Origin of the sequence: Pantoea sp. PNT03, from assembly GCF_014852515.1 — a bacterium.
Classification (GTDB): domain Bacteria; phylum Pseudomonadota; class Gammaproteobacteria; order Enterobacterales; family Enterobacteriaceae; genus Pantoea; species Pantoea leporis.
Genome location: NZ_JACVBT010000001.1, coordinates 900,022 through 912,547 on the forward strand (window position 1 = coordinate 900,022; position 12,526 = coordinate 912,547).

14 protein-coding genes are annotated in these 12,526 nt (G+C 58.0%); 10 read left to right on the forward strand and 4 right to left on the reverse strand.

The window, feature by feature from the left end; genetic code table 11:
• Positions 1–63: 63 nt before the first annotated feature.
• From IB226_RS04255 to IB226_RS04265, 3 genes are all read left to right on the forward strand, one after another.
• Positions 64–609 carry a helix-turn-helix domain-containing protein gene (locus tag IB226_RS04255; RefSeq protein WP_137385718.1) on the forward strand — a complete coding sequence of 182 codons (546 nt, stop codon included), beginning with the start codon at positions 64–66 and terminating at the stop codon, positions 607–609.
• Between the two features lie 120 nt (positions 610–729).
• Entirely contained in the window at positions 730–1,155 is a 426-nt protein-coding gene (locus IB226_RS04260; protein WP_192233724.1) for a MarR family winged helix-turn-helix transcriptional regulator, read from the forward strand.
• 17 nt (positions 1,156–1,172) lie between these two features.
• Positions 1,173–1,727 (forward strand): isochorismatase family protein, encoded by a 555-nt coding sequence (locus IB226_RS04265; RefSeq protein WP_110866079.1) that lies wholly within the window; start codon positions 1,173–1,175, stop codon positions 1,725–1,727.
• A gap of 61 nt (positions 1,728–1,788) precedes the next feature.
• Here the strand turns inward: IB226_RS04265 and IB226_RS04270 are convergent, their stop codons facing one another.
• From IB226_RS04270 to pqqU, 3 genes are all read right to left on the reverse strand, one after another.
• Positions 1,789–2,214, reverse strand: a complete 426-nt coding sequence (locus tag IB226_RS04270) for a type II toxin-antitoxin system VapC family toxin (protein WP_192233729.1) — start codon at positions 2,212–2,214, stop codon at positions 1,789–1,791.
• Positions 2,214–2,465, reverse strand: a complete 252-nt coding sequence (locus IB226_RS04275) for a type II toxin-antitoxin system prevent-host-death family antitoxin (protein WP_101764487.1) — start codon at positions 2,463–2,465, stop codon at positions 2,214–2,216. The genes IB226_RS04270 and IB226_RS04275 overlap by 1 nt, the downstream gene beginning before the upstream one ends.
• A 133-nt stretch (positions 2,466–2,598) precedes the next feature.
• Positions 2,599–4,710 carry a TonB-dependent receptor PqqU gene (gene pqqU, locus IB226_RS04280; RefSeq protein ID WP_192233730.1) on the reverse strand — a complete coding sequence of 704 codons (2,112 nt, stop codon included), beginning with the start codon at positions 4,708–4,710 and terminating at the stop codon, positions 2,599–2,601.
• Positions 4,711–4,839: 129 nt separating this feature from the next.
• On the opposite strand from pqqU, the gene IB226_RS04285 reads away from it, so the two are divergent.
• A complete protein-coding gene (locus IB226_RS04285; RefSeq protein ID WP_192233731.1) occupies positions 4,840–5,793 on the forward strand; it encodes an NAD(P)-dependent oxidoreductase in 954 nt (317 codons plus the stop codon).
• A 1-nt stretch (position 5,794) separates the two neighbouring features.
• Positions 5,795–6,577 (forward strand): helix-turn-helix transcriptional regulator, encoded by a 783-nt coding sequence (locus IB226_RS04290; RefSeq protein WP_192233732.1) that lies wholly within the window; start codon positions 5,795–5,797, stop codon positions 6,575–6,577.
• Here IB226_RS04290 and leuA read toward each other — a convergent pair.
• A complete protein-coding gene (leuA, locus tag IB226_RS04295; RefSeq protein WP_192233733.1) occupies positions 6,528–8,213 on the reverse strand; it encodes a 2-isopropylmalate synthase in 1,686 nt (561 codons plus the stop codon). The two genes, IB226_RS04290 and leuA, sit on opposite strands and share 50 nt — an antisense overlap.
• A 322-nt stretch (positions 8,214–8,535) precedes the next feature.
• On the opposite strand from leuA, the gene IB226_RS04300 reads away from it, so the two are divergent.
• The 5 genes from IB226_RS04300 to pqqC all read left to right on the forward strand — a co-directional run bounded on the left by IB226_RS04300 (position 8,536) and on the right by pqqC (position 12,525).
• A complete protein-coding gene (locus tag IB226_RS04300) occupies positions 8,536–9,468 on the forward strand; it encodes an ABC transporter substrate-binding protein (RefSeq protein WP_192233734.1) in 933 nt (310 codons plus the stop codon).
• Between the two features lie 77 nt (positions 9,469–9,545).
• A complete protein-coding gene (locus tag IB226_RS04305; protein ID WP_192233735.1) occupies positions 9,546–10,571 on the forward strand; it encodes a dipeptidase in 1,026 nt (341 codons plus the stop codon).
• Between the two features lie 148 nt (positions 10,572–10,719).
• Complete coding sequence (pqqA, locus tag IB226_RS04310) at positions 10,720–10,791, forward strand: pyrroloquinoline quinone precursor peptide PqqA (RefSeq protein WP_002905689.1); 72 nt, start codon at positions 10,720–10,722, stop codon at positions 10,789–10,791.
• A 55-nt stretch (positions 10,792–10,846) separates the two neighbouring features.
• Positions 10,847–11,773 carry a pyrroloquinoline quinone biosynthesis protein PqqB gene (pqqB, locus tag IB226_RS04315; protein WP_192233736.1) on the forward strand — a complete coding sequence of 309 codons (927 nt, stop codon included), beginning with the start codon at positions 10,847–10,849 and terminating at the stop codon, positions 11,771–11,773.
• Positions 11,770–12,525, forward strand: a complete 756-nt coding sequence (gene pqqC / locus IB226_RS04320) for a pyrroloquinoline-quinone synthase PqqC (RefSeq protein WP_137385725.1) — start codon at positions 11,770–11,772, stop codon at positions 12,523–12,525. The genes pqqB and pqqC overlap by 4 nt, the downstream gene beginning before the upstream one ends.
• The last annotated feature ends 1 nt before the right edge of the window (position 12,526 follow it).

Below are 12,526 nucleotides of genomic sequence, written 5' to 3' on the forward strand. Positions count from 1 at the left end.
TTGTGGCATGGAGCGTTATAGCGCACAAGTGCTACACTGCACGCGAGCTTTTCGGGAGAACACATGGAAAATTTGCATCAACATTTGAGTCTGGCGCTGAAACAGCTGCGTCAGGCCAACGGCTGGAGCCTGACGCTGGCAGCGGATCGCACCGGCGTGAGCAAAGCGATGCTCGGCCAAATCGAGCGCGGTGAATCGAGCCCCACGGTGGCGACGCTGTGGAAAATTGCCACTGGCTTTAACGTGCCGTTTTCCTTCTTTGTGCAGGGCAGCGATCAACCGCCGGGCAGCGTGGCGACCTTCAGCCAGCCCAACGCGCAGATGCAGGTTAAGCCGCTGCTGCCGTACGATGCCAGACTGCGTTTTGATTTGCTGGAAGTGACGCTGGCGGGTGGCGCGCAGAGTGATTCATCAGCGCATGAAAGCGGGGTGATTGAGCAGGTTGTGGTGCTGGAAGGCGAATTGTTGCTGGGCGTGGAAGGCACATGGCGCCGCTTGCTTTCGGGCCAGGCCAGCCAGTTCGCCGCCGATACGCCGCACAGCTACCGCAATCCCCTCAGCACGCCGCTGCGTTTCCACAGTTTGATTCATTATCTGCAGCGTGCCTAGGATCGCCATGCATGGCGACCACCTAACAATCTTGCACAATTACAAATTGATACGAAGGTAAACTACCCAGTTTGCCTTCGTATTTATATACTCGCGGCTCATCAGTAAGGAGAAGGTGCCATGAGCGACCTCAACAGCGCGGCGGCGTTACTGCGCAGCATCAATGGCAAACTGGCGCGTCGCCTGCGTGAATCGGCGCCGCCGGGGGATCTCACCTGGCCGCAGGTGTCGGTACTCGGCTATCTGGTGCGCGATGGCGCGATGACGGTAACAGAATTGGCTACGCTGGAAGGGGTGCGCACGCAGTCGATGGGTGCCACCGTGGCGAGCCTGCAGACGCTGGGTATGGTGCAGGGCGCAGCCGATCCGCTGGATGGCCGCAAAACCCGCTATCAACCCACCGATGCCTGCCTGAAACTGATTGCTGCCAACCGCGCACAACGTGATGACTGGCTGCTCAACAGCATCGCAACGCAACTGAGCCCGCAGGAACAGCACACGCTGCTGGCCGCGCTTCCCTTACTGCAACGACTTGCCGACCAATAATCCTGAGAGGACTCAACATGGCTTTAACTACCCTTGACGACAACACCGCGCTGATTGTGATTGACCTGCAAAACGGCATTGTTGCGCTGCCGGTCGCACCGTTAGAGGCGCATGAAGTGATTGAGCGCTCAGCGCGTCTGGCCGATGCATTCCGCGGGCAAAAGCGCCCGGTGGTGCTGGTCAACGTTGCGGGCGGCGCGCCTGGCCGTAATGAGCAGCCGAAACACGCTGGCGATTTGCCAGCCGATTGGGCGACGTTGGTGCCGGACCTGGCGCAGCAGCGCGGCGACATCATCGTTACCAAAAAAACCTGGGGCGCTTTCCATAACACGGATCTGCACGAGCAGCTGCAGCAGCGCGGCATCACACAAGTGGTGATTTGCGGCATCGCCACCAGCATAGGTGTGGAATCCACGGCGCGTCAGGCGTATGAGCTGGGTTACAACGTCACGTTGGCAACCGACGCCATGACCTGCCTGAATGCCGAAACGCATAAAAACAGCGTCGAGCGTATCTTCCCGCGCCTGGGCGAAACCGGCACAACCGATGATGTGCTGGCGTTGTTGAAGTAAGGATCATCGTAGGGTGCGCATTCATGCGCACCTGGCTTTCAGGTCGCCATGAATGGCGAGCCTACAGTTCCTGCCACGGATTCAGCAACATCACGCCAGTGGTATCAAAATCCCGTACGTTACGCGTGACCAGAATCAGCTCGTGATGAATCGCTGTCGCCGCGATCAGCGCATCGGTATGTGGGCGTTCATCAGGAATATGCAGCTGAGCGCAAAGACGGGCCACGCTGCTATCAATTGAAAGTGTGCGCCAGGCAAATTCTGTCAGAACCTGCTCTTGATACCAGCGCTGTAAATGATGGGCTTGCTGAGGGTCTTTACGGGCGAACTTAAGGATACCTTTTTCAATTTCCATCAGCGTCAATGCTGAAATAAACATCTCTTCAGCATCAATGCTTTTAGCCCAGGCAATCACCTGAGGATTGGCTTTAGGCGTCCCTGCCTTACGTAATTCTGAAATAACATTGGTATCCAGCAAATAGCGCATTAGAACTCCACATCCCTGTTGATTATGGTCGCACGTTCTGGCTCAAAATCGATATCTACGCCGTCCGGCATGGCGAGTGAATCTACGATGCTTCGGTTTGAACCCGTGAGTTTTTTATACGCTTCAAATGTCAGTAAAACATGTGCAGGATTGCCACGGTCAGTAATATAAACCGGGCCTTCCTCGGCGGCTTTCTTGGCCCGGGATACCTCCTGATTAAAAGCTCGACTGCTGATTCTCGTCACTGTCATCACGACCTCCATGATATGTAGAGATGTTGCTACATAACTATAAAGCAATATGCCGTGCTGGACAATATTCAACCAATAAAAAGCCCCGCAAGCGGCTTGCAGGGCTTTAATATCATCTATCCAACGCGTTTATTTACTGAAACGCATAACTCACCGTCAGGCCCACGCTGTAATTGCGACCCGGCGCCGGTTCGTAATAGCGACCGTTGCTTTCATTCACGATAACTGAACCGATGTAGTTGCGATCAAACAGGTTATCGACGCGGCCAAACAGATCCAGCGTCCAGTTCTGCACCAGCCACTTATAACCGCTGTTCACGCCGACCACGGTATAAGACGGCGCTTTTACGTCATTCTCATCATCCGCCGCGATATCGCTCAGGTAGCGCACATCGGTTCCGGCATACCAGCCTTGATCGGGCGCGTAAGCCAGTCCGGCGTAAGCCATGTTACGGGCAATGCCGGGAATGCGGTTGCCGTCGCAGCTTTCGGTGCCGCAGGCGTTAGAACGGTAGCGGGCATCCAGCAAGGTCCACGCGGCTTTGAAGCGCCAGCTCTCGCCGAATTGCTGGTCGAGGCCCAGCTCCAATCCACGACGGCGGGTTTCACCGGCGTTTTTGTAGCTGGTGCGGCCTTCAAAGCTGCTGTCAGAAACGATCTCGTTTTTGGTGTCAGTCTGGAACATCGCTGCCGTTAACAGTCCGTTGCCGATGCGTTTTTTACTGCCCAGTTCAACCGTTTCGCTGGTGGCAGGTTGCAGGTTGAGATTCAGCCCGGCCTGATCGGCGGCGCGATAGGACAACTCATTCAGTGTCGGCGTTTCGAAGCCGCGACCAGCAGAAACGTAGGCGTTCCAGCTGTTATCAATGGCGTAATTCAGCGCAGCGGCAGGCAACCAGCGGTGATAGCGACGATTGCCGCTGTCATCGGGATCGCTGTCGGTGACGTAATAGTCATTGGAGTCGAAATTCACCGTGCTGAAACGCACGCCTGCATCCAGTGACAGTTTATCGGTTAGCTGCCACGCGGTTTGCAGATAGGGATCGAGGTTCCACATCAGGTTGCGTTCATTACGACGCATCTCGCCCTGTACGCCCAACTCGTCGCCGTTAAAGTTTTGATAACCTTTACGCTTCTCAGTCATGGTTTCATAGTCGAGCCCGCCAGTGAAGGTTACCGGAATGGTGAACAGCGCGTCGCGGTGCGTCCAGCGGGTGTCAATGCCCTGATAATGACGCGACAAAGCGATCACGCCGCCGGGATAACCTGCGCGCAGCTGGGTGGCTTTAGGAATGGATTGATACTGCGTGGTTTCACGTTCACCCGCGTACATCATCACGCTCAGGTCGTCGTTTTCACTCATCTGGCGCTGATAGTGCAGGCCCGCTTGCGTCTGATCGACGGTTTTACGCGCGTCGTACAAGCTCACGTTGCTGGCGACCTGGCGCGGATTGTCTTTCCATTGTTCGGCGGTCAAACCGCCCGGGTCCTGCGCTTCAACGTGCACGCTGTTGAACAGCAGCGTCAGGGTGCTGACATCGTCGATGCGCACGCCGAGTTTGGCGTTGCCGAGGTTTTTCTGCGCCGAGCTGTGATCGCGGAAGCCGTGCGTGGTAAAACGCGAGGCGGAAACCGTGTAGTTGACGTCGCCGGCTTGCGTACCGTCGCCGGTTGCACCGCTGGCTTTAACGCTGTTGCGCCAGCTGCCGTAACTGCCGTACCAGCTGCTGGCTTCCAGCGTGGTGGGTTGCTGTCCGGTTTCGGTTTCAACGTTAATCACGCCGCCCGACGAGTTGCCGTACAGCGCCGAGAAGGGGCCGCGCAGCACGTCGATGTGATCGATGGAGCCGATATCGATGTTGGAAGTTTGTCCCTGGCCGTCGGGCATGGTGGCGGGGATCCCGTCGACATACATACGAATGCCGCGCAGGCCAAAGGTGGAACGCGAACCAAAACCGCGCACCGAAATCTGCAGGTCCTGCGCATAGTTCTGGCGGTTTTGAATTTGCAAACCGGGCACGCTGCTGAGGTTCTCTGACAAATTGACGCGCGGTGCCGCGTGGCGCATATCGTCGCCGGACACCACACTAACTGCCGCTGGCGTATCCAGTTCAGACAGTCCGGATGCGGACGGCGCCGCGCTCACCACCATGGTGTTGCTGGCCGCGTTTGCCGCCAGCGCCGAGACCGGTAACATCGCAGGCAGCATCAGCAGCGAAGCCTGTCGCAGTAAAGTTATTTTCATTATGAAAGACCGTAAAAAGGGCGTGGAATGTACCGAATGGAACATTAATGGCGCGTATGTTAATCGTTTTATCATTTGTTTGAAAAGCGTAAATAGTATGACGGATTATTCATCATTGCGGTGTTGAAAATGTTTTTTCATCGCATCTCTGGCCTGGCTGCGACAGGGAAATTCTGTCAGTCTGGCGGTTTTGTCTTAAGGCACAAAAGAGAGGGAATGATGAGTCAACAACCTGTGGTCGCGGTACTGGGATTGGGCGCGATGGGGCATGCGTTTGCCGCTAACCTGTTGAAAAAAGGCTTCACGGTGCGTGGCTGGAACCGCACGCGTGCCAAAGGCGAAGATCTGCTGGATGCAGGTATCACGCTGGCCGACAGCTCTTCACAAGCGGTGAGTGGCGCGGATGTGGTGATCGCCATGCTGGCCGACGGTGATACCACGCGTCAGGCGCTGAACGACGCCAGCTCCGCGCTCAAGCAGGGCGCGACAATTTGCCAGATGGGCACCATCGGCGTGGCCGCCACCGATCAACTGATCGCGGAATTCAAAAGCACGCGTCCGGACGTGGTGTTTATCGATGCACCGGTTTCTGGCACCAAAGCGCCAGCAGAGAATGCGCAAATCCTGGTGATGGCCAGCGGCGATCAGAGCAACGCGCAGGCCGCCGAGCAGGTGTTCGCCGCGATCGGTAAAGGCACGCAATGGCTGGGCGAGGCGGGCGCCAGTTCGCGCATGAAGCTGGTGGTGAATAGCTGGCTGATTGGTCTGATGCAGAGCCTGGCGGAAAGTACGCGTCTGGCGGAAGAGTTTGGTTTCAGCACTGACGATCTGTGGAAAGTGCTGGATGGCGGTCCGCTGGCGGCACCGTACGCCAAAATGAAACTTGGCATGATTGCCAGCGGCGATTTCACCCCGCAGATGCATCTGGTGTGGGCGCTGAAAGACGCCAAACTGGCGCTGGATGCGGCGGGCGATAGCAAACTGCCGGCGCTGGAAAACATCGTCGATGTCTGGCAGCAAGCGGTAGATGCCGGTTACGGCGAGCAGGATCTGGCGGCGGTTTATCAATATCTGAAACGCTAACATGAGTGCGCGGCTCAACTTCGACTTCGCCTATCGTCCGCTGGTGCCCTATGCGCACGATTATGCGCATGGCGACGCGGAGCCGTGGCATCACCACGCTTGCGCCCAGCTGATCCACACGCTGAGCGGCGTGGTGAAAGTGGAAACGCAGTACGGCAGCTGGATTGTGCCGCCGAGTCGCGGCGTCTGGCTGCCGGCGGGGACGCGTCACGCGCTGCACATTGTTGGCGCGGTGGCCGCGCGCACGCTGTTTGTGGATCCGCTGGCGCGCGCCGATCTGCCCGCCAGTTGTCAGGTGGTGCAGATTTCGCCGCTGCTGCGTGAGTTGATTGTCAGCGCGCTGGCGCTGCCGGAGCAGTACGTTCCCGGCAGCCGCGCCGAGCGGATTTACGAGCTGATCCTCGATGAGATCCGCGTGATGGATGTGCTGCCGTTTGGTCTGCCGCTGCCGGAAAGCGAGCGGCTGCTGAGTTTGTGCCAGCAGATCCAGCAAGCGCCCGGGGAAAACTGGACGCTGGCCCGCGCGGCTACGCAACTCTGCGTGGCCGAACGCACGCTGGCGCGCCATTTTAGTCGCGAAACCGGGTTACAATTCAGCGATTGGGTGCGCCGTGCGCGACTGAGCGTGGCGTTGACCCGCCTAGCGCAGGGCGATAGCGTGCTGACGGTGGCGCTCGATCTCGGTTATGACAGCCCGAGCGCCTTCAGCGCGATGTTTCGCCGCGTGCTCGGCGTCACGCCAGCGAACTACTTTCCTGCGGCAGAAAAGCGTGCGCTGCGTTGAGCAGCGCCTGCAGTGAAGCGCGCGCCACATCATTATCAATGCCTACGCCCCACGCGCGTTCACCGCGTGCATTAATGCAACTGATGTAGGTCACCGAACGACTGTCGCTGCGTTTGCCCAGCGTGTGTTCGTGATAATCCTCAATGGTGATGATTACGTCATAGCGCTGACGCAGCGCGGCAACGGCGGCTGAGAGCAAGCCGTTGCCTTTACCTTCCAGCATCAACTGCTTCGCGCCCTGTTGCAGCCGCGCCTTGAGGCGCGTTTCGCCTTTATCGTCGCTGTGACTTTCCGCTTCCAGCAAACAACGCGCGGGCTGCGTTAAGCCGTAATGCTGACAAAACAGCTGCCACAGCGCGTGATGGGTCATCTCCTGACCGTGCTGGTCGGTTTGCTGTTGCACCAGACGGCTGAAATCCTGCTGCAAGCCGCGCGGCAGTTGCAGACCGTGATTCTGCTCCAGCAGCCAGGCGGCGCCGCCTTTACCCGATTGACTGTTAACGCGGATCACCGCTTCGTAGCTGCAGCCGATATCCAGCGGATCGAGCGGCAGATACGGCATCTGCCAGATTGCTTCTTCACGCTCAGCACGGGCGGCAAAGCCTTTGCGTATCGCATCCTGATGCGAACCGGAGAAGGCGGTAAACACCAGTTCACCTGCATACGGATGGCGCGGATGCACTGGCAGCTGGTTGCAGCGCGTCACCACTTCCAGCACCTGCTGGATATCGCTGAAATCGAGCTGCGGCGCGATGCCCTGAGTGTAGAGATTGAGCGCCAGCGTAACAATATCGACATTGCCGGTGCGCTCGCCGTTGCCAAACAAACAGCCTTCCACGCGATCGGCACCCGCCAGCAGCGCCAGCTCGGCGCAGGCGATGCCGGTACCGCGATCGTTATGCGGATGCACGCTGATCGCGACCTGCGATCGCTGGCTGAAGTGGCGACAGAAAACCTCAATCTGATCGGCATAGACGTTCGGCGTGTTCACTTCGACGGTCGCGGGCAGGTTGATGATCATTGGACGCGCCGGGCCCGGCTGCCAAATCGCCGCCACCGCTTCGCAAATCTCCAGCGCAAACTCCGGTTCGGTAAAGCAGAAGGTTTCTGGCGAATACTCGAAGGTCCACGCGGTATCCTTTTGCGCTTCGCAACGGGCGCGAATTTGACGCGCACCGGCGCAGGCCAGTTCGATAATCTCGGCTTTGCTCTGGCGGAACACGCGCTCGCGGAACAGCGGCGCGGTGGCGTTGTAGAGATGAATAATGGCGTTCGGCGCGCCACGCAGCGCGTCGAAGGTGCGATCAATCAGATCGCTGCGCGCCTGAGTCAACACCTGAATCGCCACATCGTCTGGAATGTGCTTCTGCTCAATCAGCAAACGGACAAAATCAAAATCGGTCTGCGATGCCGCCGGAAAGGCCACCTCAATCTCCTTAAAGCCACAGCGCAGCAGCAGTTGCCAGAACTCCAGCTTGCGCGCGCTGTCCATCGGTGTCGCCAGCGCCTGATTGCCGTCGCGTAAGTCGGTAGAGAGCCAGCGCGGTGCCTGCGTCAGCTGGCGCGAGGGCCACTGACGATCGGGTAAGTCGATAACCGGAAACGGGCGGTATTTTGCAGCGGGTTGCGTGAGCATAACGATCTCCTTGTAATGTGGCGTTCAGTCTCGCCCAGCATCGCGCGGTGCGGCTCGCGCATTGCTGACAACCACTCGCGCAAAAGTGACAACCGGGTTCAGACTCTTGCGCGCACACTCTGTAGCGGCGCGATTAATCGCGCATTTTTCAGGCGACACCGCGCTCCTCCCGACATTGCGCAATAAATTGCGCGGCTACGATAATTGCGGTGATTGCATGCATAGTCTTTATGCGCCACGCGGCATATCTCATGCGAAATCGGCATCGGTCATTTGGCGCGCGCGGGTTAGGCTGGGGTTTTGCGCGATGGGATAAAACACAATGAAAAGAGCAGCTTTGGCACTATTAATCGTGACAGCCAGTGGCGCGGCGACGGCAGAAACCGTGACGCTGCGCATTGCCGATCAAAAGGGAAATATGCACGCCGAAATGGAAGCGGCGCAGCAGTTGAACAACCTCAATTATAAAATCGAATGGGCCGAGTTCCCGGCGGCGGCACCGCTGGCGGAAGCGCTAAATGCCGGTGCGGTGGATGCCGGTATTATTGGCGATGCGCCGCTGCTGTTCTCGCTGGCGGCCGGTTCGCAGGTGAAAGCGGTGGCGGTGAGCAAATCGGTGCCCGAAGGATTGGCGGTGCTGGTCAGCCCGGATTCACCCATCAAAACCGTTGCTGAATTAAAGGGCAAAAGCATCGCTACCGGACGCGGATCGATTGGTCACTTTGAGGCGCTCAAAGCGCTGGAGCAAGCGGGCATCAGCGATAAAGAGGTTAAATGGCGCTTCTTAACGCCGGCGGATGCGCGCATCGCGCTGGCAAACGGTTCGGTGGATGCCTGGTCAACGTGGGATCCTTATACCGCGCTGGCGGAAGTGACCCACACCGGACGCGTGCTGGTGAACGGCGTTGGCCTGTCCAGTGGCAACAGCTTCCTCGCCGCCACCGACGCCGCGCTAAACGATGAAGCCAAACGCGCGGCGCTGCAGGATTACGTCAATCGCTTAGCCGCCGCCGATCGCTGGGCCAACAGCCATGTCGATGAGTACTCCACCACGCTGGCAAAAATCATCGGTTTCCCGAAAGAGGCGGCGGCGAAATCCTTCTCACGCCGCAAATCGCACTGGCAAAGCATTGATGATGCCACCATCGCCCAGCAGCAGGAGACCGCCGATTTCTACCAGAAATACGGTTTGATCCAGCAGCATCTTGATGTGAAACCAACTTTTTATCACGGCTTAAAGGTTGCGCAGAACTAACCCTTTGTGCGCCCGCATTTGGCGAAACAGCAGCGCGCGCGTAGCATGGCGCCATGTTGTTTCGTCAAAGATTCCCTATGTTGCTAAAAACCTTCGACGGTCATAACGACCTGCTTCTCAATCTGTGGCTGCATCATCGCGATGATCCCGCGCAGGCCTTTTTTCACGGCATCGAAAAGGGCCATCTGGATTTTCCGCGCATGCAGCAGGGCGGTTTTGCCGGTGGGCTGTTCGCGATGTTCGTGCCGCCAGCGCGCTATGTCAAAGAGGTCGCGCCTCAGCGAGCTGAGGAAAATTTCGATCCACTGACGATTCTCTGGCAGCAGCTCGACATCCTGAAAACGCTGGCGGCGCAATCTGATGGGCGGGCGCGGTTATGCCTAAACACCGCTGATATTGCCGCCTGTCGCGCTGACGGCGTGCTGGCGCTGGTGGCGCATATTGAGGGCGCAGACGGGTTTGATGGCGAGGGTGAAGCGCTTGATGCGTTTTACCAGGCGGGCGTGCGCAGCATCGGGCCGTTCTGGAATCTGCCCAATCGCTTTGGCGCAGGCGTCAGCGGATCATTCCCCAACTCACCGGACAGCGGGCCAGGCTTGACCGAACAAGGTGAGCAGTTGATCGCCGCTGCCAATCGCCATCGCATGCTGATCGATATGTCGCACATGAACGAGAAAGCCTTTTGGGACACCGCGCGCCTGTCAACCGCGCCGCTGGTGGCGACGCACTCCAATGCGCACGCGCTCTGCGCGCAGCCACGCAATCTGACCGACGATCAGCTGCGCGCCATCCGCGACAGCGGCGGCGTGGTGGGCGTGAATTTTGGCAACGCTTTTCTGCGCAGCGACGGAAAACGCGACAGCGACACCGCATTGATCGAAATTGTTAAACATGTTGAGCACCTGATCGCGATAATGGGCCGCGATCATGTGGCGCTGGGCTCCGATTTTGATGGCATCAGCGTGCCTGAGGCGCTTAAAGACGTGAGCGGATTACCGCATCTTTATGCGTTGTTGCGTTCGTTCGACTACGATCAAACAGCACTTGAGCAGCTTGCATGGGGCAACTGGCAGCGCGTGTTGCAACAAATTTGGCAGAATTAGCACCATTCCCTTACCGAATCAGGGTTGATCTGCTCGCTACATTGGCGCAACATCTGCGCGCGTACGGATTGCGATGTGATCTAAGTCACAGCCGCAATCCTCTTCAGCAGAGATCTCTCTGCGTTTTTGTTTTATGAGGAAGACCATTATGTGGAAAAAACCTGCGTTTATTGACCTGCGTCTGGGCCTGGAAGTGACTCTGTACATCTCCAACCGCTAAGACTTCTGCCCGCCGTTCGTGCGGGCATTTTGTTTTCTCTCTCTGGTCAACGTTCATGTTTATTAAAGTCCTCGGTTCAGCAGCGGGCGGCGGCTTCCCGCAGTGGAACTGTAACTGCGCCAATTGCAGCGGCCTGCGTAACGGCAGCATTCAGGCGCAGGCGCGCACCCAATCTTCGATCATTGTCAGCGACAACGGTGAAGATTGGGTGCTGTGCAACGCCTCGCCGGACATCAGCCAGCAAATTGCCCACACGCCAGAACTGATCAAAAAGGGTGTGCTGCGCGGCACGGCGATTGGCAGCATCATTCTCACCGACAGCCAAATCGATCACACCACTGGCTTGTTGAGCCTGCGCGAAGGCTGTCCGCATCAGGTGTGGTGCACGCCGGAAGTGCATGGCGATCTCACCAGCGGTTTCCCGATTTTCACCATGTTGCAGCACTGGAATGGCGGCTTGCAGCATCATGCATTAACGCCGCTGGAGCCGTTCCGCGTCGATGTCTGCCACAGTTTGCAGTTCACCGCGATTCCGATTCTCAGCAACGCGCCGCCGTATTCGCCGTATCGCGATCGCCCGCTGCCGGGCCACAACGTGGCGCTGTTCATTGAAAACACCGCCAACGGCCAAACGCTGCTCTACGCGCCGGGACTCGGCGAGCCGGATGCGGTGATCATGCCGTGGCTGCAAAAAGCCGATTGCCTGTTGATTGATGGCACGGTGTGGCAGGACGACGAGCTGCTCGCCACCGGCGTTGGCAACAATACCGGCAAAGCGATGGGCCACTTAGCGCTGGCCGAAGAACAAGGTTTAATGGCGTTGCTGGCTGCGCTGCCGGCCAAACGCAAGATTTTGATTCACATTAACAACACCAATCCGATCCTTAATGAGCAATCGCCGCAGCGCGCCTATTTGACGCAGCAGGGCATTGAAGTGAGTTGGGATGGCATGGCGATTCATCTGCAGGAGTTTGCATCGTGATCATCACTGAAGCATTATCGCCCGCCGCGTTTGAGCAGGCGCTGCGCGATAAAGGCGCGTTCTACCACATTCATCACCCGTATCACATTGCCATGCACAATGGCGAGGCGACGCGCGAGCAGATTCAGGGCTGGGTGGCGAACCGCTTCTACTATCAAACCAATATTCCGCTGAAAGATGCGGCGATCATGGCGAATTGCCCGGACGCGGCGACGCGGCGTAAATGGGTACAGCGCATTCTCGATCACGACGGCAGCAACGGTCACGAAGGCGGGATTGAAGCCTGGCTGCAGTTGGGTGAGGCGGTGGGGCTGGATCGTGACGTGTTGCTGTCCGAGAAGCTGGTGCTGCCGGGCGTGCGTTTTGCGGTGGACGCCTACGTGAACTTCGCGCGCCGTGCTAACTGGCAGGAAGCGGCCTGTAGCTCGCTCACCGAGCTGTTTGCGCCGCAGATTCATCAGTCGCGTCTCGACAGCTGGCCGCAGCACTATCCGTGGATCAAAGAGGAAGGCTATTTCTACTTCCGCAGCCGTTTGAGCCAGGCCAACCGCGATGTGGAGCATGGGCTGGCGCTGGCGCTTGAGGTGTTTACCCGCGCCGAACAGCAGAACCGCATGCTGGAGATCCTGCAGTTTAAACTCGATATTCTCTGGACCATGCTCGATGCCATGACCATGGCGTATGCGCTGCAACGTCCGCCTTATCATACGGTCACCGATCAGGTGTCCTGGCACAGCACAAGACTGGTATAAC

Bases quoted from the DNA above. Each gene is read 5' to 3' on its own strand.
- IB226_RS04255 (WP_137385718.1), top strand. From the start codon at position 64: ATGGAAAATTTGCATCAACATTTGAGTCTGGCGCTGAAACAGCTGCGT.
- IB226_RS04260 (WP_192233724.1), top strand. From the start codon at position 730: ATGAGCGACCTCAACAGCGCGGCGGCGTTACTGCGCAGCATCAATGGC.
- IB226_RS04265 (WP_110866079.1), top strand. From the start codon at position 1,173: ATGGCTTTAACTACCCTTGACGACAACACCGCGCTGATTGTGATTGAC.
- IB226_RS04270 (WP_192233729.1), bottom strand. From the start codon at position 2,214: ATGCGCTATTTGCTGGATACCAATGTTATTTCAGAATTACGTAAGGCA.
- IB226_RS04275 (WP_101764487.1), bottom strand. From the start codon at position 2,465: ATGACAGTGACGAGAATCAGCAGTCGAGCTTTTAATCAGGAGGTATCC.
- pqqU (WP_192233730.1), bottom strand. From the start codon at position 4,710: ATGAAAATAACTTTACTGCGACAGGCTTCGCTGCTGATGCTGCCTGCG.
- IB226_RS04285 (WP_192233731.1), top strand. From the start codon at position 4,840: ATGTTTTTTCATCGCATCTCTGGCCTGGCTGCGACAGGGAAATTCTGT.
- IB226_RS04290 (WP_192233732.1), top strand. From the start codon at position 5,795: ATGAGTGCGCGGCTCAACTTCGACTTCGCCTATCGTCCGCTGGTGCCC.
- leuA (WP_192233733.1), bottom strand. From the start codon at position 8,213: ATGCTCACGCAACCCGCTGCAAAATACCGCCCGTTTCCGGTTATCGAC.
- IB226_RS04300 (WP_192233734.1), top strand. From the start codon at position 8,536: ATGAAAAGAGCAGCTTTGGCACTATTAATCGTGACAGCCAGTGGCGCG.
- IB226_RS04305 (WP_192233735.1), top strand. From the start codon at position 9,546: ATGTTGCTAAAAACCTTCGACGGTCATAACGACCTGCTTCTCAATCTG.
- pqqB (WP_192233736.1), top strand. From the start codon at position 10,847: ATGTTTATTAAAGTCCTCGGTTCAGCAGCGGGCGGCGGCTTCCCGCAG.